The sequence below is a fragment of the Tepidibacter aestuarii genome (assembly GCF_934924865.1).
Taxonomy (GTDB): Bacteria; Bacillota; Clostridia; order Peptostreptococcales; family Peptostreptococcaceae; genus Tepidibacter_A; species Tepidibacter_A aestuarii.
Genome location: NZ_OW235315.1, coordinates 2,175,425 through 2,195,778, shown reverse-complemented (window position 1 = coordinate 2,195,778; position 20,354 = coordinate 2,175,425). Strand labels below are relative to the sequence as shown.

The following is a 20,354-nucleotide window of genomic DNA, read 5'->3' as shown; positions in this document are numbered from 1 at the left end:
GTGACAAATATGAATGAAAATGTTAAAACATTAAATACGTTAATAACGAGTATTTTTTATGATTTAACAGATATAGAAAAAAGAATATTTGCTCAAGGAAAATTCAATGACGTATCAATAAATGAAATTAGAACTATTCAAGCTATTGGAGTAGAGAATCTTAAAAAAATGAGCGAAGTTGCTATGGCTTTAAAAATTACAGTTGGAACATTGACTATATCTATTAACAGACTTGTAAAAAAAGGTTATGTGCGAAGAGTTAAGATTGAAGAAGATAGACGTATAGTAATGCTTGGTTTAACTGAAAAAGGTAAACTTGTTTACCAAACACATGAAAAATTTCATTGTGAAATTATAGAAAATATAGTTTCTACATTGAATGAAAATGAACAGAAAATGCTTATACAATCATTAGAAAATGTATGTGATTTTTTTAAATCTAAATACTATTAAGGGCTTATGCAAATTGCATAAGCTCTTTTTTGTGCATAAGAAAATTATATTTATTAAAAATATAATAGAATTTTATATAACCTTTAAAATATATAATATTTTTAAGAAATATAAAGATAAATAGGAAATATCTAATAATTTGAGCTAATAAGGGAAAATATAGTCATATATGAAGTTTTTTAGTTTTTATATTTTGATATATAATTGTTCAGTCGGAATAATACAGTAGCATAAAGGAGGTTATAAAATTGGAGAATAGTACCATGATGGCGGTTAATGAAATACTAAGATTAACTGTTATAATATTGATTGTAGGAATGCTTTTTTCAAAAATAAGTAAGTATGTTAAGGTACCAGATGTAGTATTATTTTTAATAGCTGGTATTATAATAGGACCATCCGTTTTAAATATGGCTAGTATAGATGCTTATCCTGTTGGGAATCAACTTATATTGACTTTTGGATCAGCTTATATACTATATGATGGAGGCAGAGAGGTTAAGCTTAGGGTTTTAAATGATGTAAAAATAACAGTAGGATTATTGGCAAGTTTAGGTGTACTAATTTCAGCTTTTTCGATTGGATTTATATCTATGAAGATATTTAATATTTCGTTTATATCTGCTTTGTTGATAGGCTCAGTAATAGCATCTACAGACCCTGCCACACTAGTTCCTGTGTTTAAGGAAATAGATATAAAAGATAGATTAAAACAAACTGTAATAAGTGAATCTGCATTTAATGATGCAGTTGGGGCGATACTTGTATTCTCAATACTCACAATAATAGATTCAGGTAAGATTTCATTAAGTCATAATATTGAAGAATTGTTGATAATGATTGTTGGTGGATTGATTGCTGGTGTAGTTATTGGAGTTCTGGCATCTATGTCTATATCAGAAGGTAAATACGGATTTTTTCATGAATTTGCACCATTAGTTTCTATAGTTGCAGTTATTGCTTCTTACATGTTTGCTGAAACTATAGGTGGAAGTGGGTATATGGCTACATTTATAACGGGACTCGTATGTGGTAATAAAAAAACATTTAGACTATGGGTTCCTGAAAAAGATTACCAAATACAAACCCATGTAAGAGAAACTCTTGCAGTTATAATGAGAATATCCATATTTGTTTTGCTTGGAACTCATGTTGATTTTATATCTTTGGGAATATATTGGAAAGAATCTCTTGTAGTAATAGCTTTATTAGTGCTAGTTGTAAGACCATTATCTGTAATTATATGTGTAATTTTTGATAGAAAAACAAAGTGGAGTATGAATGAGATATTATTTATGATGTGGGTAAGAGAAACTGGGGTAATACCGGCAGCTTTATCTGGAATGATAATGAGTATGAATGTAGATAATAAAGGTATTTTATCATCAGTAGTATTTATGGCAATACTGATAACATTAGGAATTCAAGCAAGTACAACAAAGTGGGTGGCAAAAAAATTAAATGTATTAGAACAAAGTAAAAAATAATAAAAATAAAGAAGTCTCTTTAAATTTAAAGAGACTTCTTTATTTTTATTATTCGTTTATAGTAACGTTATATTTAGATTTTAATTCTTCTACTTTTTCAAAGTATGTAACTTGTTGTTGCTTGTGGATTAATTGTCCATATATATTGTCCTTAACTTCATCAAAAGATTTTGTGTCAGCTTCTTTTTTATCAGTTAATTTTATTATATGGTATCCAAATTGAGTTTTAACTGGTTCGCTAATCTCTCCTTTTTCCATACTGAAAGCTGCATTTTCAAATTCAGGAACCATTTGTCCTTTTGAAAATAATCCTAAATCTCCGCCTCTTTCGTTTGAAGGGCATTTAGAATATTTTTTAGCTGCATCTTCAAATGATAAACCGTTGTTTATTTCAGCTAATATTTCTTTAGCTTGAGCTTCATCTTCTACAAGAATGTGGCTAGCTTGAACTCCTTCAGGAGATTTAAATTGTTCTTTGTTATTTTCGTAGAATTCTTTAGCTTCTGTTTCTTCAACTTTTACGTTGCTTAATAATTTTCCTATAGCGTATTGCTTTAAGAAGTTTTCTTTTATTTTTTTCATTTCATTTTTGAATTCTTCTTCTTCATCAGCATTATTTTCTATAGCATTTAAATAAAATAATTCTTGGTTAATTAAGTCTTCTAAAAGTTTTTTTCTTCCTTCTTCTGATTGGAATTGCATAGCTCTTTGAGGACCTAAGCTATGAAGCGCAGAATCAACATCAGTTACAGTAATCTCTTTTGTGCCAACTACGGCTAGAACATCTTTTTTTTCCATAATTAAACTCTCCTTTAAAATCGTATTCCTTCACATAATAACAAAAAAAATAAATTATGTCCAATTTTATTTTAGATATAAATTTCCAAAAAAATTTCAAAAAAATGTAAGAATGTGATATAATTGTAACAAGGAGTCTGATCATGGGATTAATGTAATAATTCTCAAAAAAAATCATATAATTAAAACAGGTGAATTTTTTTTGAGTTATGAAACAACTTGAATACAAGATGCAAGTTGTTTCATATGGATTGAGTATTTTGAAGGGGGAATTGTAAATGGGTAGTAAGTCCAAGGATTTTAATAGAGTACTATCTAAAAAAGATGTTTTAGCATTAGCTTTCGGAGCTATGATAGGATGGGGATGGATTGTATTAGCAGGAGAATGGATAAAAAAAGCTGGATCATTAGGTGCTGCTATTGCTTTTGTACTCGGTGGTATTATGGTATTGTTTGTAGGATTAACTTATGCAGAATTGACATCAGCAATGCCTGAGTGTGGAGGTGAGCATGTATTTAGTCATAGAGCATTAGGAGAGAATATGTCATTTATATGTACATGGTCTATTATACTAGGGTATATATCAGTTGTTGCATTTGAAGCAGTTGCACTTCCTACTGTTGTAGAATATTTATTTCCTAATTATGTTAAGGGATACATGTATACTGTAATGGGATATGACGTGAATTTTACCTGGGTATTAGTAGGGGTTGTAAGCTCAATTGCTATAACAGCTATAAATTACATTGGTGTAAAGCCTGCAGCTTTTTTACAAGGTGTTTTGACATTTATAGTGGTTGCTATAGGGATTTTGTTTTTTTTAGGAGCTTTAGTCAATGGAGATGTTGTTAATGCGAAGCCTTTATTCATTAATGGTTCAAATGGTATATTGTCTGTTCTTATAATGACACCTTTTATGTTTGTTGGTTTTGATGTTATACCTCAATCTGCTGCAGAGATTAACTTGCCGTTTAAGAAAATAGGAAGGATACTTATATTATCAGTAGTTATGGCTATATTTTGGTATGTAATGATAATTTATGCTGTATCTTTATCACTTAATCAAACTGAATTGAACTTATCTAGTATGGTTACAGCAGATTCTATGAAGGCTGTTTACTATAATAGTCCTTTAGCTGGAAAGCTTATGGTAATAGCTGGGATAGGAGGGATATTGACTAGTTGGAATTCATTTTATGTAGGAGGAAGTAGAGCAATTTATGCTATGGCAGATTCAAAAATGCTTCCTAAGTTTTTAGCTCGTATACATCCAAAATACAAAACACCAACTAATGCTATTTTACTAGTAGGTATGTTCTCGAGTATAGCACCTTTCTTTGGAAGGCAAATGCTTAGTTGGCTTGTTAATGCGGGTGGAATTACAATAGTTATGGCATACTTAATTGTAACAATATCATTTTTAGTTTTAAGATATAAAGAACCAAATATGAAAAGACCATACAAGATAAAATGTGGTAAATTAGTAGGAAGTATAGCTGTTTTATTGAGTTTAGGAATGCTAACTTTATATTTACCAGGTGCTCCAGCTGCTCTTAATTGGCCTTATGAGTGGGGCATTATAATAGGATGGTCTATGATGGGTGCAATATTCTTTGCATGGGCCAAATTATATTATGCAGCTAATAAAGAAGAAGAAAAGAAATTGCTAAAAGTTAAATAAAATATAGAACAATGATGATTTTGTAAAGTCCCAATTAAATATTGGGGCTTTTTTGTCGTTTGAAAAATCACATTTATCAATTAGTTAAATATAATGTATCAAGAAAATTTCAATAGATTACAGTATTAAAAAAATTATTTAAATTTATCTGAGGTATTAAAGAAAGGAGTGTTTTTATGAAGATTGCATTTATTTGTACAGAAATGCTTCCTGTTCCTCCGATTTTAGGTGGGGCTATCCAAATATATATAGAAGGTGTATTGCCTATTTTATCTAAATATCATGAAATAACAGTTTTTAGTGTAGCAAATGATAGACTTCCTTCTAGAGAACAGAAGGAGAATGTAACTTATATTAGAGTACAAAGAGAAAATGCTGATGAGTATATAAATAATGTTAAAAATGAAATTAATGATGAATTTGATTTGATTCATGTATTCAATAGACCTCGTTGGATATCTATATTAAATGAAGTTGTACCTAATACCCCTTTGAGTCTTAGCCTTCATAATGAAATGCTGTTACCAAAAAAAATTGAACCTGAAATGGCTTTAGAATGTATAGATAGAGTTAAGTTCATTACTACTGTAAGTAAATTTGTAGCAGATGAAGTAAAAAGTATATATCCAACTGCTGAAAGTAAATTAAATCCAGTATATTCAGCTGTAGATTCAAATAAAATAAAACCATTTTGGAGTGAAGATGTTGTACAAGATAGGATGAATATGAGAAAACAGTATGGACTTGAGGATTCAAAGGTTATTCTTTATGTAGGTAGATTATCTAAAAATAAAGGGCCTCATGTTTTATTTGAAGCGATGAAAGAAGTAATGAATTCTTATCCTAACGCTGTATTAATGTGTGTAGGAAGTAAATGGTATGGTCTTAATACACCTAGTAACTATACAGTACTATTACAACATATGGCTAAAGAATTAAAAAATCCAGTTATATTTACGGGTTTTTTAACTCCAGATGAAATACCTAAATACTATAATATGGGAGACATATTTGTATGTACTTCTCAATGGAGAGAACCACTTGCTAGAGTTCACTATGAAGCAATGGCAGCTGGGCTTCCTATTATAACTACTGCACGAGGTGGAAATGCTGAAGTAATAGATCAGGGTGTTAATGGATTTGCAATTGAAGAATATGATAACCCTAAGTCTTTTGAACAATATATTAAATATCTTTTAGACAATGAAAATATGGCAATTAATATGGGAAAAAAAGGAAGAGAATTTGCATTGGAAAAGTATAATTGGGAAATCACTGCAAATAAGCTTTTAAAAATTTTTGAAACTATTTAGACATTAAAGAAATATATAATGAAAGGAGGGGGGGAATATCAATCAAAATATAAAAAAAGCAGTAATACCAGCAGCTGGACTTGGAACAAGATTCTTACCAGCAACTAAGGCTCAGCCAAAGGAAATGCTTCCAATAGTTGATAAGCCGATTCTTCAATATATAATAGAGGAAGCTGTACAATCTGGAATAGAAGAAATATTAATAATTACAGGTAGGAATAAAAAATCTATAGAAGATCATTTTGACAAATCTATAGAGTTAGAACTTGAACTTGAAAACAGAGGCAAAAAAGAACTTCTTGAAATAGTAAGGAATATATCAAATATGATCAATATTCACTATATAAGACAAAAAGAACCAAAGGGATTAGGTCATGCTATTTATTGTGCAAAGCATTTTATAGGAAATGAACCTTTTGCCGTAATGCTTGGAGATGATATTGTTGATTCTAAAATTCCTTGTTTAAAACAACTTATAAGTGTTTATGAAAAGTATCAAGCTACAATACTTGGAGTTCAAGATATTCCTAAAAAAGATGTAAATAAATATGGAATAATTAAATCAACGCATATAGATGATAAAATATATAAGATTGATGACTTGGTAGAAAAACCTGATATAGATAAAGCTCCTTCAAATATTGCTATTTTAGGGAGATATATTATAAATCCTAGTATATTCAAAATATTAGAAAATTTACCTCCGGGTAAAGGCAACGAAATACAACTTACAGATGGACTTAAGGAACTTTCTAAAATAGAAGAAATGTATGCTTATAATTTTGAAGGAAGAAGATATGATGTTGGAGATAAGTTAGGGTTTTTAAAAGCAACAATAGATTTTGCTCTAAAACATGAAAAATTAAAATATGAGTTTTTAGATTATCTAAATGAATCAGTAAAAAAGAACCTTATATAAAAAGGGCACGAAAAAGCTATGCTTTTTCGTGTTTTTTTAAGCAAAATCTAATCTTAAGTACTATTAAGAATGAAAAAAATAATTTAATGCTATTATTTAATTATGTGAATTATCCCTCACTTTATAAAAAAAAAAGAAGGTAGCTAAACAAATAAAAAAATAAATTATATAGCTTTAAATACCTTTTACAATAACTGTACATACATAAACCATATTGATAAAATTAAAGTAAACTAAAGGAATGAGGTGTGGAGATATGAGCAGATTAAAAATAAATGAAACTGTATTAAGAGATGCTCAGCAATCACTTATAGCTACAAGGCTTAAAATAGATGAGATAATTCCTGTGTTAGAAGATATGGATAAAGTTGGATACAATGCTATGGAGGTTTGGGGAGGAGCAACTTTTGACTCTTGTCTTAGATTTTTAGATGAAGACCCATGGCAAAGGTTAAGAAAAATAAGAAAAAAAGTAAAAAACACTAAATTACAAATGCTGCTTAGAGGGCAGAATATACTTGGATATAAGCATTATCCGGATGATATAGTAGAAAAGTTTATAAAAAAATCTATAGAAAATGGAATAGATATAATAAGAGTATTTGATGCTTTAAACGACGTAAGAAATCTTGAAACTTCTATAAAAAGTATAAAAGATGAAAATGCTCACTGTCAATGTGCTATATCTTATACGACAAGTAAAATACACACAACAGATTATTATATACAGAAAATAAAGGAAATGGAAAGTTTAGGTGCTGATTCTATATGTATTAAAGATATGGCTGGCATACTTACACCATATAAAGCTTATGAACTTATAAAAAATATAAAAGAAAATACTAATTTAGAAATAAATCTTCATACTCACTGTACAAGTGGAGTAGCTTCTATGACGTATATGAAGGCTGTAGAGGCAGGAGTTGATATTATAGATACTGCTATATCTCCATTTTCAATGGGAACATCTCAACCACCTACAGAGTCTATGGCGATAACGTTTAAGGATAGTATTAAAGATCCTAAATTAAATATGAAAGCTTTGGGAGAAGTATCTGAATACTTTAAACCTATAAAGCAAAAATATATAGATGAAAAAATATTAAATACTAAAGTATTGGGAACGGAACCTAAAACTTTAACATATCAGGTACCAGGAGGAATGCTTTCAAATCTTTTATCTCAGCTTCAAATGCAAAATGCACAAGATAAATATGAAGAGGTTTTAAGAGAGGTTCCAAATGTAAGAGAAGATTTAGGATATCCACCTCTTGTAACACCGCTTAGTCAAATGGTTGGAACTCAAGCAGTATTTAATGTTTTAACTAAAGAAAGGTATAAGCTTATACCAAAGGAAATAAAAGATTATGTAAAAGGACTTTATGGAAGATCTCCAGCACCTATAAATGAAGATATAAAAAGCAAAATAATAGGAACTGAAAAAATGATAACTATAAGACCAGCAGATTTATTAAAAGATGGGTTTGAAGATATGAAAGAGGAAATCAGAGACTTATCAAGCTCTGAGGAAGATGTACTCTCTTATTCACTTTTTCCTCAGGTTGCGACAGAGTTTTTGAAAAAAAGAAAATCAAGCAATTTAAAAGATGAAGTTTGTTATATAGAAGTATATATATAGGGAGGGATAAGGTATGGATATTATAGAAGCTTTAAAAGTAACATTTATAAGTATGGGAATAGTGTTTTTAAGCTTATATATTATTTCTTTAATATTGAATTTATTTAAAGTTTTATTTTATAAGGAAGATAAAAAAAGTAATTCTCAAATAGCTGTGACTAGCACTAAAAATGATGATTTAGTTGATATTAAAAATCTAAAGGATGAAAATGATTTAGTAGCAGCATTGATGGCATCTATTCTTGCAAGCAAGAATAAAGATTGTAAGTTTAGAATTAAAAGTATTAGAAGGGTAGTTTAATATTAAAATATTCAGGAGGCGATGTTATGAAAAAATACAAGATAAAGTTGAACGATAAAGTATACGAAGTGGAAGTAGAAGAGGTAGAAGGAGATAAAACTATCAAAGAATCTATATCTGAAATTCAAAATTTTAATCAAAAAGAACAATCTACAATACAAGAACAATCTAGTGTAGGTAATGACTGTATAAAGGCTCCTATGCCGGGTAAAATTGTTTCTTTACAAGTTAAAGAAGGGGAATTAGTTAAAAAAGGTCAAGTAGTATGTACTCTTGAAGCTATGAAGATGGAAAATGAAATTGTAGCACCTATAAATGGAAAGGTATCATCAATAAGCATAGACCCCGGACAAAACGTATCAGCAGGAGATGCATTGCTGTTCATAGGATAAGTATTTAATTAGATTTAAAGGTGGTGAATAAATGTTAAACATGCTAAACGAATTTTGGTTATCGACTGGATTTAGCGTTATATCATATAAGCAATTAATTATGATTTTTGTTTCTTTTATATTCTTATATCTAGCTATAAAAAAAGGATATGAACCTTATCTTTTAATACCTATATCATTTGGTATGCTTCTGGTTAATTTACCAAAATCTAATTTAATGGGCCAGGACGGACTTTTGAACTATTTATATATGGGAACAAAGCTTGGGATATATCCTCCTTTGATATTTTTATGTGTCGGAGCTAGCACTGATTTTGGTCCTCTTATAGCAAACCCTAAGAGTATACTTTTAGGAGCTGCAGCACAATTTGGTATTTTCTTCGCTTTTATAGGAGCAATACTACTTGGGTTTAGTGGAGCACAAGCTGCTGCTATAGGCATAATAGGGGGAGCTGATGGACCAACTGCTATATATCTTACAAGTAAATTAGCTAAAGATTTATTAGGACCAATAGCTCTTGCTGCTTATTCTTATATGGCGCTTGTTCCTATAATACAGCCACCTATTATAAGGCTTTTAACAACAAAAGAAGAAAGACAAGTAAAAATGGAACAATTAAGACCTGTATCAAAAACAGAAAAAGTACTGTTTCCTGTAGTAGTGGCTACATTTACAATTTTATTACTTCCATCATCAGCTCCTTTAATAGGTATGCTTATGTTTGGAAATTTAATAAAAGAATCTAGTGTCGTTCCAAAACTTGTAGAAACGGCTCAAAATTCTATGATGTACATAATAACAATAATTTTGGGACTTACAGTTGGAGCAAAAGCAGAAGCGGATATCGTACTATCTGTTCAAACAATTGGTATTATATTGTTAGGACTTACGGCGTTTTCTATTGGAACTGCATCTGGTGTTTTAATGGGTAAATTAATGTATAGGCTAAGTGGTAAAAAAATAAACCCTATGATTGGAGCGGCTGGAGTGTCAGCTGTTCCAATGTCGGCAAGAGTTGTTCAGAAGATGGGAGCACAAGAAAATCCTTCTAATTTTCTTTTAATGCATGCCATGGGACCTAATGTAGCTGGAGTTATAGGTTCTGCTGTTGCAGCAGGGATATTGCTTAATATATTTAAATAAAAAATTGCTGATTAAAAATCAGCAATTTTTTCTATTTAGGAAAAAATAGATAAATTGTATGGGCACAATAAACATTGATTTGGAATGTAAATTTAATATAATTAGTTATAAGAATATTAAAAACTAAAGGGAGGTATATAAAGTGGATACAAATATAAATGAATATTCATATCAAAACAGTAAAGCAAAAGATATTGTTATAACGTCTTTATTAATTGCTTTAGTATTCATAGCGACAAAATTTATTAACATAAGGTTGCCTATTTCTGTAAATGGAGGACTAATTCACTTAGGTAATACAGCTTTATTTATAGCAGCAATTGTATTTGGAAAGAAGAAGGGTGCTATAGCAGGAGCTTTCGGAATGTGTTTATTCGATATTTTATCAGGTTGGATTATGTGGGCACCTTTTACATTTATAATAAGGGGAGTAATGGGGTATTTAGTAGGCTATATTGCGTATACAAATGGGAAAAATGGACGAAATTTATATTTTAACTTAATGGGAATTGTATTAGGTGGAATTTGGATGATAATAGGATATTATATGACAGAAGTAATACTTTACGGAAATTGGATTTATCCAATAACATCTATACCGGGAAATATTACTCAAATAATTATAGGAGCAATACTTGGATTGCCTGTAGCATCTATATTAAAAAAGGCCAATATTTCATAAATTATAGGAGGAGATAGTATGAATAAGCCGTTGATAATGACACCTGGACCAACATATATTCACCAAAAAGTAAGACAAGCCTTATCTGAGGAAATAACAAATCCTGATTTAGATCAAAAATTCTATGAATATTATAAGGAAACATGTGATAGATTTAAGGAATTATTAAAAACAAAAAATGATGTACTTATATTAGATGGAGAAGGAATACTGGGTCTTGAAGCTGCGTGTGCATCTTTAATAGAGCCTGATGATAAAGTTTTGTGTATAGATAATGGGGTATTTGGAAATGGATTTGGAGAGTTTGCCAAAATGTATGGAGGAGAGGTTACATATTTTAATTCAAGCTACGATAGGTCTATAGATGTTGAACTATTGAAAAAATTTTTGAACGAAAATAATGATTTTAAAGTAGCAACATTAGTACACTGTGAAACTCCTTCGGGAATTACAAATCCAGTTGATATTATTTGTCCTTTACTAAAGGAGTATGGAATATTAACTGTAGTAGATTCAGTTTCAGCTATAGGAGGAGAAGAGGTAAGAGTAGATGATTGGGAAATAGATATAATATTAGGAGGATCTCAAAAGTGTTTATCAGCTCCTCCAGGGCTTACGTTTTTAAGTATAAGTGATGAAGCTTGGACAAAAATTTTAAATAGAGAAAGTCCAATTAGAAGCTATTATGCTAATCTTGCTATATGGAAAGATTGGTATGAAAAAAAATGGTTTCCGTATACTCAACCAATAAGTGATATATATGGTTTAAGAACAGCACTTGATAGAGTATTAGATGAAGAAAATATTATACTAAGACATAAGAATGTATCTAATATAACAAGAAAAATTCTAATGGAGAAGGGGTTCAAGCTATATCCATCACAAGGTTATTCGAATACTGTAAGTACAATTATTCTTCCTGAAAAAACAAATTTTAAAGAAATTTACAACAAGATGCTGGATGAACATAACATACTTATAGGTGGAGGAATTGGTTTTTTAAAAGATAAGGTTGTAAGAATAGGTCATATGGGTGAGAATTGCTATGAAGACAAAATAAGATCAACTATTGAAGCTTTAAATGATGTATTTGAAGATTTAAATATTTCTTTATAAAATGAAAGCTACTCAAGTTTTATGAGTAGCTTTCATTTTAATTTATTTTATTCAGTAGCTCTTTTGTGGTAGTAAGTATGAAGTAGCTTATGAGCTTTTTCTCCATATGGTTTACCTAAAAAGTCTCTATATAAATTTTGAACATATATATTTTCATGAGATTTACGTGTTTTCTTTGATCTATCTTCTTGATATAATCCTTTTGCTCTTTCTGATATTATATCTAAATTCCCGTGATGGTAAGGTTGACCGCCTCCACCTATGCATCCACCTGGGCAGGCCATTATTTCTATAGCATGATAGTTAGATTTGCCAGATTGAATATCTTCAAGTATTTTTCTAGCATTTCCAAGCCCGTTTGCTACGGCTACATTTATATTCATATCATTTATTTTTATACTAGCTTCTTTTATTCCATCCATACCTCTGAGTTGATTGAACTCTACATTATCTAAAGTATCGTTTGTAATCCACTCATAAGCTGTACGAAGAGCAGCTTCTAAAACGCCTCCAGTTGTACCAAATATTACTGAAGCTCCAGTTGATTCACCTAAAGGATTATCAAAATTGTCGTCTTCTAAAGAGTTAAAGTCAATTCCGGCTTCTTTTATCATTTTAGCAAATTCTCTTGTAGTTATTACTATATCTACATCTTTAGTTGTCTCATTAGAAAGTTCTGGACGAGCAGCTTCATATTTCTTTGCAACACATGGCATTATAGATACTACTACCATATTTTCAGGCTTTATATTCATATTCTTAGCTAAATAAGTTTTAGCTATTGCTCCAAACATTTCGTGTGGAGATTTGCATGTTGAAGGTATATCTAATAAATCAGGAAATTGATGTTCGAAGAACTTAACCCATGCAGGACAACAGCTAGTTAGAATAGGGAGATTTTCATTTGATTCTATTCTGTGAATAAGTTCTGAAGCTTCTTCTATTATAGTTAAATCAGCAGCAAAATCGGTATCAAATACTTTATCAAATCCTAGATTTTTAAGAGCAGTAACTATTTTACCTGTAACAAGTTTGCCGGGTTTCATACCGAATTCTTCTCCTAAAGCAACTCTAACTGCAGGTGCTACTTGAACTATAACAGTTTTGTTTTTATCTGATAAAGCGTTCCATACTTTTGGTATATTATTTACCTCTGTTAACGCTGCTGTAGGACATACTGCTAGACATTGACCACAGAAGGTACATGAACTTTCGTGCATAGAATGGTAAAAAGAAGGAGATACAATAGTTTCAAAACCTCTATCAACTCCAGATAATACATTTACTGTTTGAACCTCACTACACATAGTTTCGCAACGTCTACATAAAATGCACTTATCTAGGTTTTTTACTATAGAGTAACTTGACTTATCTACTCCATGATTTGATGTTTGACCTTTATATTTGATTTCTGAAATTCCAAGGTCAGCGGCTAAAGTTTGAAGCTCGCAATTTGTATTTTTGTCACAAAGAAGACAATCTTGAGGATGATTAGATAAAAGTAGTTCAACTATAGTACGACGTGCTTTTATAGCTCTTAGTGTATCTGTTCTAATTACCATGCCTTCTTTAACAAGAGTAGAGCATGCTGGAAACAAATTATTTTTTCCTTCAATCTCAACTACGCATACACGACATGAAGCAGATTTGTTAACCATTTTTATATTATGAAGGTCCAAATGACATAGAGTAGGTATTTTTATATTTAATCCTTTTGCAGCTTCTAAAATAGTAGTTCCCTTAGGAATGGATATATCTTTATTGTTTATAGTTAAATTAACTAAATTCATATTATCACCTCACCAACTATTTTTTTATTATGGCATTAAATTTACATGCATCTAAGCAAGCTCCGCATTTAAGACATTGTTCATTGTCTATTACGTGAGTCTCTTTTACTTTTCCACTTATAGCATTAGCAGGACAAATTTTAGAACATTTTGTACAGCCTATACACTTATCAGTTATAAAATAATCGAGTAATGCTTGACATGAACCTGCGCTACATTTTTTATGAATAACATGATCTTCATATTCGTTCATAAAATATTTCATTGTACTTAGCACTGGATTTGGTGATGTTTTTCCAAGACCACACAAAGAAGTGTCTTTTATTGTCTCAGCAAGATCCTTTAAGTCATATAAATCTTGCTCAGATCCTTTGCCTTCTGTAATTCTAGTTAATATTTCGTGTAATCGCTTATTTCCTATACGGCAAGGAGTACATTTACCACAAGATTCATCAACTGTAAACTCTAAAAAGAACTTAGCTATATTAACCATACAATCTGTTTCATCTAAAACAAGCATACCGCCTGAACCCATCATAGAGCCTATTGCATTTAAGGAATCAAAGTCAATAGGTGTATCTAAAAACTTAGATGGTATACATCCGCCTGAAGGACCTCCAGTTTGAACTGCTTTAAATTTCTTATTATTAGGTATTCCTCCACCTATTTCAAATATTATTTCTCTTAAAGTTGTACCCATTGGAACTTCAACAAGGCCTACATTATTGATTTTTCCACCAAGCGCAAAAACTTTTGTGCCCTTAGAATTTTCAGTACCTATGCTGGAGTACCATTTAGCACCATTCAGCATTATAGCAGGTATATTAGCATAAGTTTCAACATTATTTACACAAGTAGGTTTACTCCATAATCCTTGTTTAGAAGAACTTATTGTTTTCATTCTAGGTTCTCCGCGATTTCCTTCAATAGAGTGTATAAGAGCAGTTGCTTCTCCGCATACAAATGCTCCAGCTCCATACTTAAGCTCAATATCAAAGTCGAATCCCGTTCCTAATATATCTTTTCCTAGAAAGCCAAATTCTCGAGCTTGATCTATAGCTATTCTAAGTCTATGAATAGCTAAAGGATATTCAGCACGAATATATATATAACCATTATTTGATCCTATAGCATATCCGTTGATTATCATAGCTTCTAGAACGGAGTGTGGGTCTCCTTCAAGAACAGATCTATCCATAAATGCTCCTGGATCACCTTCATCAGCATTACAGATAACGTATTTTTCATGAGATGAAGCATTTAAAGTTGATTCCCATTTTAAACCTGTAGGGAAGCCAGCTCCTCCTCGTCCTCTAAGACCTGATTTCTTTAGTACATCTATGACTTCTTCTCTAGACATAGAAGTTATTGCTTCTCCAAGCGCCATATAACCATTTTCTGCTATGTATTCATTTATATCTTCTGGGTTTATAAGACCACAGTTTCTAAGAGCTATTCGCATTTGCTTTTTATAAAATGACATATCATCGTGTTTTTTAACCTTTTGGTTAATAGTGGGTTCTTCAAATAATAGTCTGTCGATAACATTTCCCTTTAATATATGCTCGCTTATTATTTCTTCAGCATCTTTAGGTGAGACATTTACATAGAATACATTATCTGGAAAAATTTTAACTATAGGTCCTTTGGCACAAAATCCAAAACATCCAGTCAATGAAACTTTTACTTTATTTAATAGATTATTACTTTTAATGCTGGCTTTAAGGTTTTCAATTATCTTATCACTTTCAGCAGAATGACATCCTGTCCCCCCACAAACTAAAATTTCTTTTAAATTTGTATCTGTATCTTCAAAGTGTGTATTATTTCTCATATCGATAAGTGGCTTTAGCGTTTCATTAAGATTAATTAAGTCCTTAAATGATTTTATTTTACTCATAATTATCTTTCTCCCCCCTTATAAATTATATTGAAGATTGTGCTAATTCTTTCTCTTCAACTTCATTATTGTAATTGGAAAGTATTTTTTCAACGTCGTCCAGTGTAACATGGCCATAAACTTTTTCGTTTATAACGACTACAGGTGCTAAACCACAGGCACCAACACATCTTAAACCTTCTAATGTGAACTTACCGTCTGGAGTGGTTTCTCCGCACTTGATATTAAGTGTTTGCTCAAATTTCTCCATTATTTTATCAGCGCCTTTTACAAAACATACTGTTCCAAGGCAAATATTTACAACATATTTTCCTCTTGGTTTTGTAGTAAAGTAAGAATAGAAACTTACAACACCGAATACTTTTGAAGAAGGTACATTCAATTTTTTACTTATAAATAATTGAACATCTTTCGGAAGGTAACCAAAAATATGTTGAGCTTTATGAAGAACTTCTATTAAAGCACCTTTTTTGTCCTCAAGTGAGCTTATAAAATCATCTAGTTCGTTAAATTTGTCTTTACTTAAAGATTTCTGTAACATAATAGTACGCCCCCTTACTAAAAAAGAAAAATTCAGAAAATTTAATCAATTTATTATATTATACCATTTTAACCAAAAAATGGAAACAAAAATGAATAAAAATAATAGTAAATAGTATAAAAATACAAAAGTCATATTCTGAATTAAGAATATGACTTAAATTTTAACCTATAAATTTTATCAATATAGGTGTTAATAAAACAGTTATAATACCTGCAATTCCTATTGAAAGGCTACTCATAGCACCTTCGGTTTCTCCAAGTTCCATTGCCTTTGTAGTACCAAGAGCGTGCGATGAAGTTCCTATTGAAACACCTATAGCTATCTTGTCTTTTATTTTAAAAAATTTACATACTGAAGGGCCTAAAACAGCGCCTATAACACCAGTTATAATTATACAAATTATAGTTATTGAGGGTATACCACCTATTTGATTGGATACTTCGATACCTATAGGGGTAGTTATTGATTTTGGAATCAGTGATAGGCCTATTTGAGTATTTACATTTAAATATTTACTTAAAAATATTATGCTCGATATAGATGTTAAACAACCTATAAATACTCCTATTAAAATAGGAAGTAAATTCTTTTTTAAAAGATCAAATTGCTTATACAATGGAACTGCTAGTATTACTGTAGCTGGAGTTAAGAAAAAAGTAATATAGCTACCTCCTTTATTATATGAATCAAAATCAATATTTAAAACTAAAAGAAATGAAATTATAATTATCATACTTATAAATACAGGATTTAAAATTGGAAGTTTTGTTTTTTTATTTATAAAAACACTAATTTCAAAAGCTATTATAGTTATAAGTATACCGAATATAGGATTATCAACAAAACTCATATTAATCTCTCCTTCTTTTTAATATTTGAATTGTAGTTCCAGTTGTCAATATAACTAATATAGTAGAAATAATAGATATGAAAAATAATATAAACCATTGACCTTTTAATATATCAAGAGACGATATTAAACCTACTCCTGCTGGTATAAAAAAGAAAGCTAGATTGTTTAATAAGAACTTACTTATATCTGCTATCATATAAAGCTCTATTATTCCTGTACTAAGAGCTATAAACAACAATATCATACCGATTATACTACCTGGCAATGGAAACGCTAGAAAATTAGAAATGACCTCTCCTAAAAGACATATAAATAAAATTATACCTAGTTGTCTAAATAATTTCAAATAAAACACCTCTTTCAATTGTATAGTATATTGTATACAATGATATTTTACACTTTTTTATTAAAAAAATCTATATAGAATTAATTAAATTGGATAATATCAAAAATTGTAATTTTAATATAAACAAAAAAACAGAATCTAAATTAAAAGACTCTGTTTTATTAAAAACTATTTAACTATAATAGCAACTTTTTCAGGTTCATTGTAATATAAACGTAAGATTTGATTTTTTCTAACATTATTTTCATTTAAACCTTTTTTAACATTTAATTTAATAGGCAATTTTCCGTTTTTAAGTAAAAGTTCATAGTGATTTTCTTTCTTTTGGAAGTATATAACTTTTCCTTCGTAGTATTTTAATTGTTGAAGTTTATCTCTGTACAATTTTAAATAATAGAAAGATCCAGCTGTAATAGCTAACGTAATTCCAAATCTTACCCAAATATTAGGAATAAATGACTTTGTTCCAAAGAATGATACCAATATTAAAATAATAGGTATAATCGATTTTTTTAATATCATCTTACCGAACATAGTAGATAAGTCTTTTTCGGCTTGATTCATGTTTTTTAAGTCTACTTTCTTTTTTATTTCTTGCTTGAACTCTTTTTTCATAATAAATCCTCCTACAATTATATTTTCTTGAGTTATATGATTTAATAATGATTATATAATTTAAAATTACTATTATATAATTACCATTATTAATTTATATTATAGATAATTATAAATACAACCTAAAAAAACAAGTTTATTAAAATAAAAATCTAATCTAAAATATTTTATCATGAAAACAAGCAAAAATAAACTAGAGAATAAATTATACATAGATAATTATAATAAATTTTTAAATTTAGTAAATAATATGATTAAAGGAGTGATTGACATGAAAAATAAAGACAAAAGAAATAAATTTACTAATTTAGCAGAAAGTCACGAAACTGCAGCATGGGCAGATATTGAGAGTGTATTTGATGAAACAAATGTATCAATACCAAGTCAAAGGGCAACTGAAGAAGCAAAAGAATGGGTAGATGATGAAAATCAAAAATAGATAAAGTAAAATTTAGCTCAGATGAAGTCTTATAACTTTTAGCTTTTGGATGAAACTTTAATGTTAAATTATGTTTGACATTAAAAAATAAAGGTAATATAATGTAAATACTAATTAAAATAAAATATTTAAAAACAATGAAGAGAAGAGTATCTATGAATTATTTTGATTAAAGCGAGTTGGTGGTGGTGAAAGACCAATATTAAAAGTCATAGAGAAGAACAGCTTGGAGTTTCTAACCGAAATCTAATAGGCAGTAGGCTTAGACGGATTCATACCGTTATCAAATGAAAAATATAAAGTAAATCTTTGTATTTAACATTAAGTGGCCATATTATGGCAATTAGGGTGGTACCGCGAATAATAAGTTTTTCGTCCCTTTATAGGGATGAAAGACTTTTTTTTTATTTGTAAAGAAAGTATATCGGTTTTAACTTGCATAAGAATCAATCCAGAAGTGATTAAATTCTTATCTCAAACTTTAAGAGGATTGGCATAGAATTTTTAGCTTTCGGGTAAATAAAAATATATAAGGAGGTATAATAGTATGAAAAACATACTGGTAAAAGAAATTTACAGAGAAACACAAAAGTATTCTGATCAAACTATACAAATATCAGGATGGATAAGAACACTAAGATCTTCAAAGGCATTTGGATTTATAGAAATAAATGATGGTAGCTTCTTTAAAAATATCCAAGTTGTATTTGAAGAAAACTTAGAAAACTTTAAAGAAATAAGTAAATTATCTATTAGTACGTCTATAATTGTTGAAGGTAAGTTAGCATTAACGCCTGGATCAAAACAACCTTTCGAAATAAAGGCTACTAAAATAATTGTTGAGGGAGAGTCTTCAAACGAGTATCCTCTACAAAAGAAAAGACATACTCTTGAATACTTAAGAACTATAGCACACTTAAGACCTCGTAGTAATACATTTTCAGCAGTATTTAGAGTTCGTTCTATAGCTGCTTATGCTATACATAAATTTTTCCAAGAACAAGGATTTGTATATACGCATACTCCTGTAATAACAGGTAGTGACTGCGAAGGTGCTGGAGAAATGTTTAGAATAACTACTTTAGATATGAAAAATCCAGCTATTGATGAAGATGGGAATGTTGATTATTCTAAAGATTTCTTTGGAAAAGAGACTAATTTAACAGTGAGTGGACAATTAGAAGCAGAAGCTTATGCATTAGCATTTAGAAATATTTATACTTTTGGACCAACGTTTAGAGCAGAAAATTCTAATACATCTAGACATGCATCAGAGTTTTGGATGATTGAGCCTGAGATTGCATTTGCAGATCTTAATGATTATATGAACTTAGCAGAAGATATGATGAAATACTTAATTAATTATGTTATGGAAAATGCTCCTGAAGAAATGGAATTTTTCAATAAATTTATAGACAAAGAGTTACTTGATAGATTAAACAATGTGGTTAATTCTGATTTTGGTAGAATAACATATACAGAGGCAGTGGAAATTCTTAAAAATTCAGGTAAAGAATTTGATTATCCTGTAGAATGGGGATGCGATCTTCAAACAGAGCATGAAAGATATTTAACTGATGAAGTATACAAGAAGCCTCTATTTGTTACTGATTATCCAAAAGATATCAAATCTTTCTATATGAGACTTAATGATGACAATAAGACTGTTGCAGCAGCTGACTTATTAGTTCCTGGTGTAGGAGAGATAATAGGAGGAAGTCAAAGAGAAGAGAGACTTGATATACTAGAGTCTAGAATGAAAGAGATGAATCTTAACGAAGAAGATTATTGGTGGTATTTAGAACTTAGAAAATTCGGTGGAACAAAGCATGCTGGATATGGACTTGGATTTGAAAGAGCTATAATGTATTTAACTGGTATGGGTAATATAAGAGACGTTATACCTTTCCCAAGAACACCAAAAAGTGCAGAATTTTAATT

At 29.8% G+C, this 20,354-nt stretch carries 20 protein-coding genes and 1 other annotated feature; of the genes, 13 read left to right on the top strand and 7 right to left on the bottom strand.

The genetic code is table 11. The features are described 5' to 3' along the window. The first annotated feature begins 9 nt into the window (after nucleotides 1-9). Together M2214_RS10845 and M2214_RS10840 are read left to right on the top strand one after the other, a co-directional pair. Entirely contained in the window at nucleotides 10-453 is a 444-nt protein-coding gene (locus M2214_RS10845) for a MarR family winged helix-turn-helix transcriptional regulator (protein ID WP_248477674.1), read from the top strand. Nucleotides 454-701: 248 nt separating this feature from the next. Beyond that, nucleotides 702-1,940 (top strand): cation:proton antiporter, encoded by a 1,239-nt coding sequence (locus tag M2214_RS10840; RefSeq protein WP_248477664.1) that lies wholly within the window; start codon nucleotides 702-704, stop codon nucleotides 1,938-1,940. Between the two features lie 48 nt (nucleotides 1,941-1,988). On the opposite strand, the gene M2214_RS10835 is transcribed toward M2214_RS10840, so the two are convergent. After that, the gene (locus M2214_RS10835) at nucleotides 1,989-2,738 is read right to left on the bottom strand and encodes a peptidylprolyl isomerase (RefSeq protein ID WP_248477662.1); all 750 of its coding nucleotides are present in this window, start codon (nucleotides 2,736-2,738) and stop codon (nucleotides 1,989-1,991) included. Between the two features lie 278 nt (nucleotides 2,739-3,016). On the opposite strand from M2214_RS10835, the gene M2214_RS10830 reads away from it, so the two are divergent. From M2214_RS10830 to M2214_RS10790, 9 genes are all read left to right on the top strand, one after another. After that, entirely contained in the window at nucleotides 3,017-4,420 is a 1,404-nt protein-coding gene (locus M2214_RS10830; RefSeq protein ID WP_248477660.1) for an APC family permease, read from the top strand. Between the two features lie 176 nt (nucleotides 4,421-4,596). After that, on the top strand, nucleotides 4,597-5,733 hold the full coding sequence (locus tag M2214_RS10825; RefSeq protein ID WP_248477658.1) for a glycosyltransferase family 4 protein: 1,137 nt from the start codon (nucleotides 4,597-4,599) through the stop codon (nucleotides 5,731-5,733). A gap of 37 nt (nucleotides 5,734-5,770) precedes the next feature. Next, on the top strand, nucleotides 5,771-6,652 hold the full coding sequence (galU, locus tag M2214_RS10820; protein ID WP_248484827.1) for a UTP--glucose-1-phosphate uridylyltransferase GalU: 882 nt from the start codon (nucleotides 5,771-5,773) through the stop codon (nucleotides 6,650-6,652). A 256-nt stretch (nucleotides 6,653-6,908) separates the two neighbouring features. Then, entirely contained in the window at nucleotides 6,909-8,291 is a 1,383-nt protein-coding gene (locus M2214_RS10815; protein WP_248477656.1) for an oxaloacetate decarboxylase subunit alpha, read from the top strand. Between the two features lie 13 nt (nucleotides 8,292-8,304). Next, nucleotides 8,305-8,592 (top strand): OadG family protein, encoded by a 288-nt coding sequence (locus M2214_RS10810; protein WP_248477654.1) that lies wholly within the window; start codon nucleotides 8,305-8,307, stop codon nucleotides 8,590-8,592. 26 nt (nucleotides 8,593-8,618) lie between these two features. Beyond that, nucleotides 8,619-8,984, top strand: coding sequence for an acetyl-CoA carboxylase biotin carboxyl carrier protein subunit (locus M2214_RS10805; RefSeq protein WP_248477652.1), 366 nt, complete (start codon nucleotides 8,619-8,621; stop codon nucleotides 8,982-8,984). 31 nt (nucleotides 8,985-9,015) lie between these two features. After that, nucleotides 9,016-10,128, top strand: coding sequence for a sodium ion-translocating decarboxylase subunit beta (locus tag M2214_RS10800; protein ID WP_248477650.1), 1,113 nt, complete (start codon nucleotides 9,016-9,018; stop codon nucleotides 10,126-10,128). A 142-nt stretch (nucleotides 10,129-10,270) separates the two neighbouring features. Beyond that, nucleotides 10,271-10,810 carry an ECF transporter S component gene (locus tag M2214_RS10795; RefSeq protein WP_248477642.1) on the top strand — a complete coding sequence of 180 codons (540 nt, stop codon included), beginning with the start codon at nucleotides 10,271-10,273 and terminating at the stop codon, nucleotides 10,808-10,810. Between the two features lie 18 nt (nucleotides 10,811-10,828). Further along, nucleotides 10,829-11,926, top strand: a complete 1,098-nt coding sequence (locus M2214_RS10790; RefSeq protein ID WP_248477639.1) for a pyridoxal-phosphate-dependent aminotransferase family protein — start codon at nucleotides 10,829-10,831, stop codon at nucleotides 11,924-11,926. 47 nt (nucleotides 11,927-11,973) lie between these two features. Here M2214_RS10790 and M2214_RS10785 read toward each other — a convergent pair whose 3' ends face one another. The 6 genes from M2214_RS10785 to M2214_RS10760 all read right to left on the bottom strand — a co-directional run bounded on the left by M2214_RS10785 (nucleotide 11,974) and on the right by M2214_RS10760 (nucleotide 17,974). Then, a complete protein-coding gene (locus M2214_RS10785) occupies nucleotides 11,974-13,716 on the bottom strand; it encodes an NADH-dependent [FeFe] hydrogenase, group A6 (RefSeq protein WP_248477636.1) in 1,743 nt (580 codons plus the stop codon). A gap of 16 nt (nucleotides 13,717-13,732) precedes the next feature. After that, nucleotides 13,733-15,616, bottom strand: a complete 1,884-nt coding sequence (locus M2214_RS10780) for an NADH-quinone oxidoreductase subunit NuoF (RefSeq protein WP_248477634.1) — start codon at nucleotides 15,614-15,616, stop codon at nucleotides 13,733-13,735. A 25-nt stretch (nucleotides 15,617-15,641) separates the two neighbouring features. Further along, nucleotides 15,642-16,157, bottom strand: coding sequence for an NADH-quinone oxidoreductase subunit NuoE (gene nuoE, locus M2214_RS10775; protein WP_248477632.1), 516 nt, complete (start codon nucleotides 16,155-16,157; stop codon nucleotides 15,642-15,644). A gap of 163 nt (nucleotides 16,158-16,320) precedes the next feature. Beyond that, complete coding sequence (locus M2214_RS10770; protein ID WP_248477630.1) at nucleotides 16,321-17,010, bottom strand: LrgB family protein; 690 nt, start codon at nucleotides 17,008-17,010, stop codon at nucleotides 16,321-16,323. 1 nt (nucleotide 17,011) lies between these two features. Next, nucleotides 17,012-17,359: a CidA/LrgA family protein gene (locus M2214_RS10765; RefSeq protein ID WP_248477628.1), complete on the bottom strand. Its 348-nt coding sequence runs from the start codon at nucleotides 17,357-17,359 to the stop codon at nucleotides 17,012-17,014. A 168-nt stretch (nucleotides 17,360-17,527) separates the two neighbouring features. Beyond that, nucleotides 17,528-17,974, bottom strand: a complete 447-nt coding sequence (locus tag M2214_RS10760; protein ID WP_248477626.1) for a hypothetical protein — start codon at nucleotides 17,972-17,974, stop codon at nucleotides 17,528-17,530. Nucleotides 17,975-18,245: 271 nt separating this feature from the next. Here M2214_RS10760 and M2214_RS10755 point away from each other — a divergent pair, with 271 nt between their 5' ends. Together M2214_RS10755 and asnS are read left to right on the top strand one after the other, a co-directional pair. Next, the gene (locus M2214_RS10755) at nucleotides 18,246-18,413 is read left to right on the top strand and encodes a CDIF630_02480 family spore surface protein (protein ID WP_248477624.1); all 168 of its coding nucleotides are present in this window, start codon (nucleotides 18,246-18,248) and stop codon (nucleotides 18,411-18,413) included. A gap of 128 nt (nucleotides 18,414-18,541) precedes the next feature. Continuing rightward, nucleotides 18,542-18,796, top strand: a binding site (T-box leader). Nucleotides 18,797-18,960: 164 nt separating this feature from the next. Continuing rightward, on the top strand, nucleotides 18,961-20,352 hold the full coding sequence (asnS, locus tag M2214_RS10750) for an asparagine--tRNA ligase (protein ID WP_248477622.1): 1,392 nt from the start codon (nucleotides 18,961-18,963) through the stop codon (nucleotides 20,350-20,352). The last annotated feature ends 2 nt before the right edge of the window (nucleotides 20,353-20,354 follow it).

Excerpts from the sequence above, each read along its gene's own strand:
- M2214_RS10845 (WP_248477674.1), top strand. The coding sequence starts at position 10 with ATGAATGAAAATGTTAAAACATTAAATACGTTAATAACGAGTATTTTT.
- M2214_RS10835 (WP_248477662.1), bottom strand. The coding sequence starts at position 2,738 with ATGGAAAAAAAAGATGTTCTAGCCGTAGTTGGCACAAAAGAGATTACT.
- M2214_RS10830 (WP_248477660.1), top strand. The coding sequence starts at position 3,017 with ATGGGTAGTAAGTCCAAGGATTTTAATAGAGTACTATCTAAAAAAGAT.
- M2214_RS10825 (WP_248477658.1), top strand. The coding sequence starts at position 4,597 with ATGAAGATTGCATTTATTTGTACAGAAATGCTTCCTGTTCCTCCGATT.
- M2214_RS10815 (WP_248477656.1), top strand. The coding sequence starts at position 6,909 with ATGAGCAGATTAAAAATAAATGAAACTGTATTAAGAGATGCTCAGCAA.
- M2214_RS10810 (WP_248477654.1), top strand. The coding sequence starts at position 8,305 with ATGGATATTATAGAAGCTTTAAAAGTAACATTTATAAGTATGGGAATA.
- M2214_RS10805 (WP_248477652.1), top strand. The coding sequence starts at position 8,619 with ATGAAAAAATACAAGATAAAGTTGAACGATAAAGTATACGAAGTGGAA.
- M2214_RS10800 (WP_248477650.1), top strand. The coding sequence starts at position 9,016 with ATGTTAAACATGCTAAACGAATTTTGGTTATCGACTGGATTTAGCGTT.
- M2214_RS10790 (WP_248477639.1), top strand. The coding sequence starts at position 10,829 with ATGAATAAGCCGTTGATAATGACACCTGGACCAACATATATTCACCAA.
- M2214_RS10785 (WP_248477636.1), bottom strand. The coding sequence starts at position 13,716 with ATGAATTTAGTTAATTTAACTATAAACAATAAAGATATATCCATTCCT.
- M2214_RS10780 (WP_248477634.1), bottom strand. The coding sequence starts at position 15,616 with ATGAGTAAAATAAAATCATTTAAGGACTTAATTAATCTTAATGAAACG.
- nuoE (WP_248477632.1), bottom strand. The coding sequence starts at position 16,157 with ATGTTACAGAAATCTTTAAGTAAAGACAAATTTAACGAACTAGATGAT.
- M2214_RS10770 (WP_248477630.1), bottom strand. The coding sequence starts at position 17,010 with ATGAGTTTTGTTGATAATCCTATATTCGGTATACTTATAACTATAATA.
- M2214_RS10760 (WP_248477626.1), bottom strand. The coding sequence starts at position 17,974 with ATGAAAAAAGAGTTCAAGCAAGAAATAAAAAAGAAAGTAGACTTAAAA.
- M2214_RS10755 (WP_248477624.1), top strand. The coding sequence starts at position 18,246 with ATGAAAAATAAAGACAAAAGAAATAAATTTACTAATTTAGCAGAAAGT.
- asnS (WP_248477622.1), top strand. The coding sequence starts at position 18,961 with ATGAAAAACATACTGGTAAAAGAAATTTACAGAGAAACACAAAAGTAT.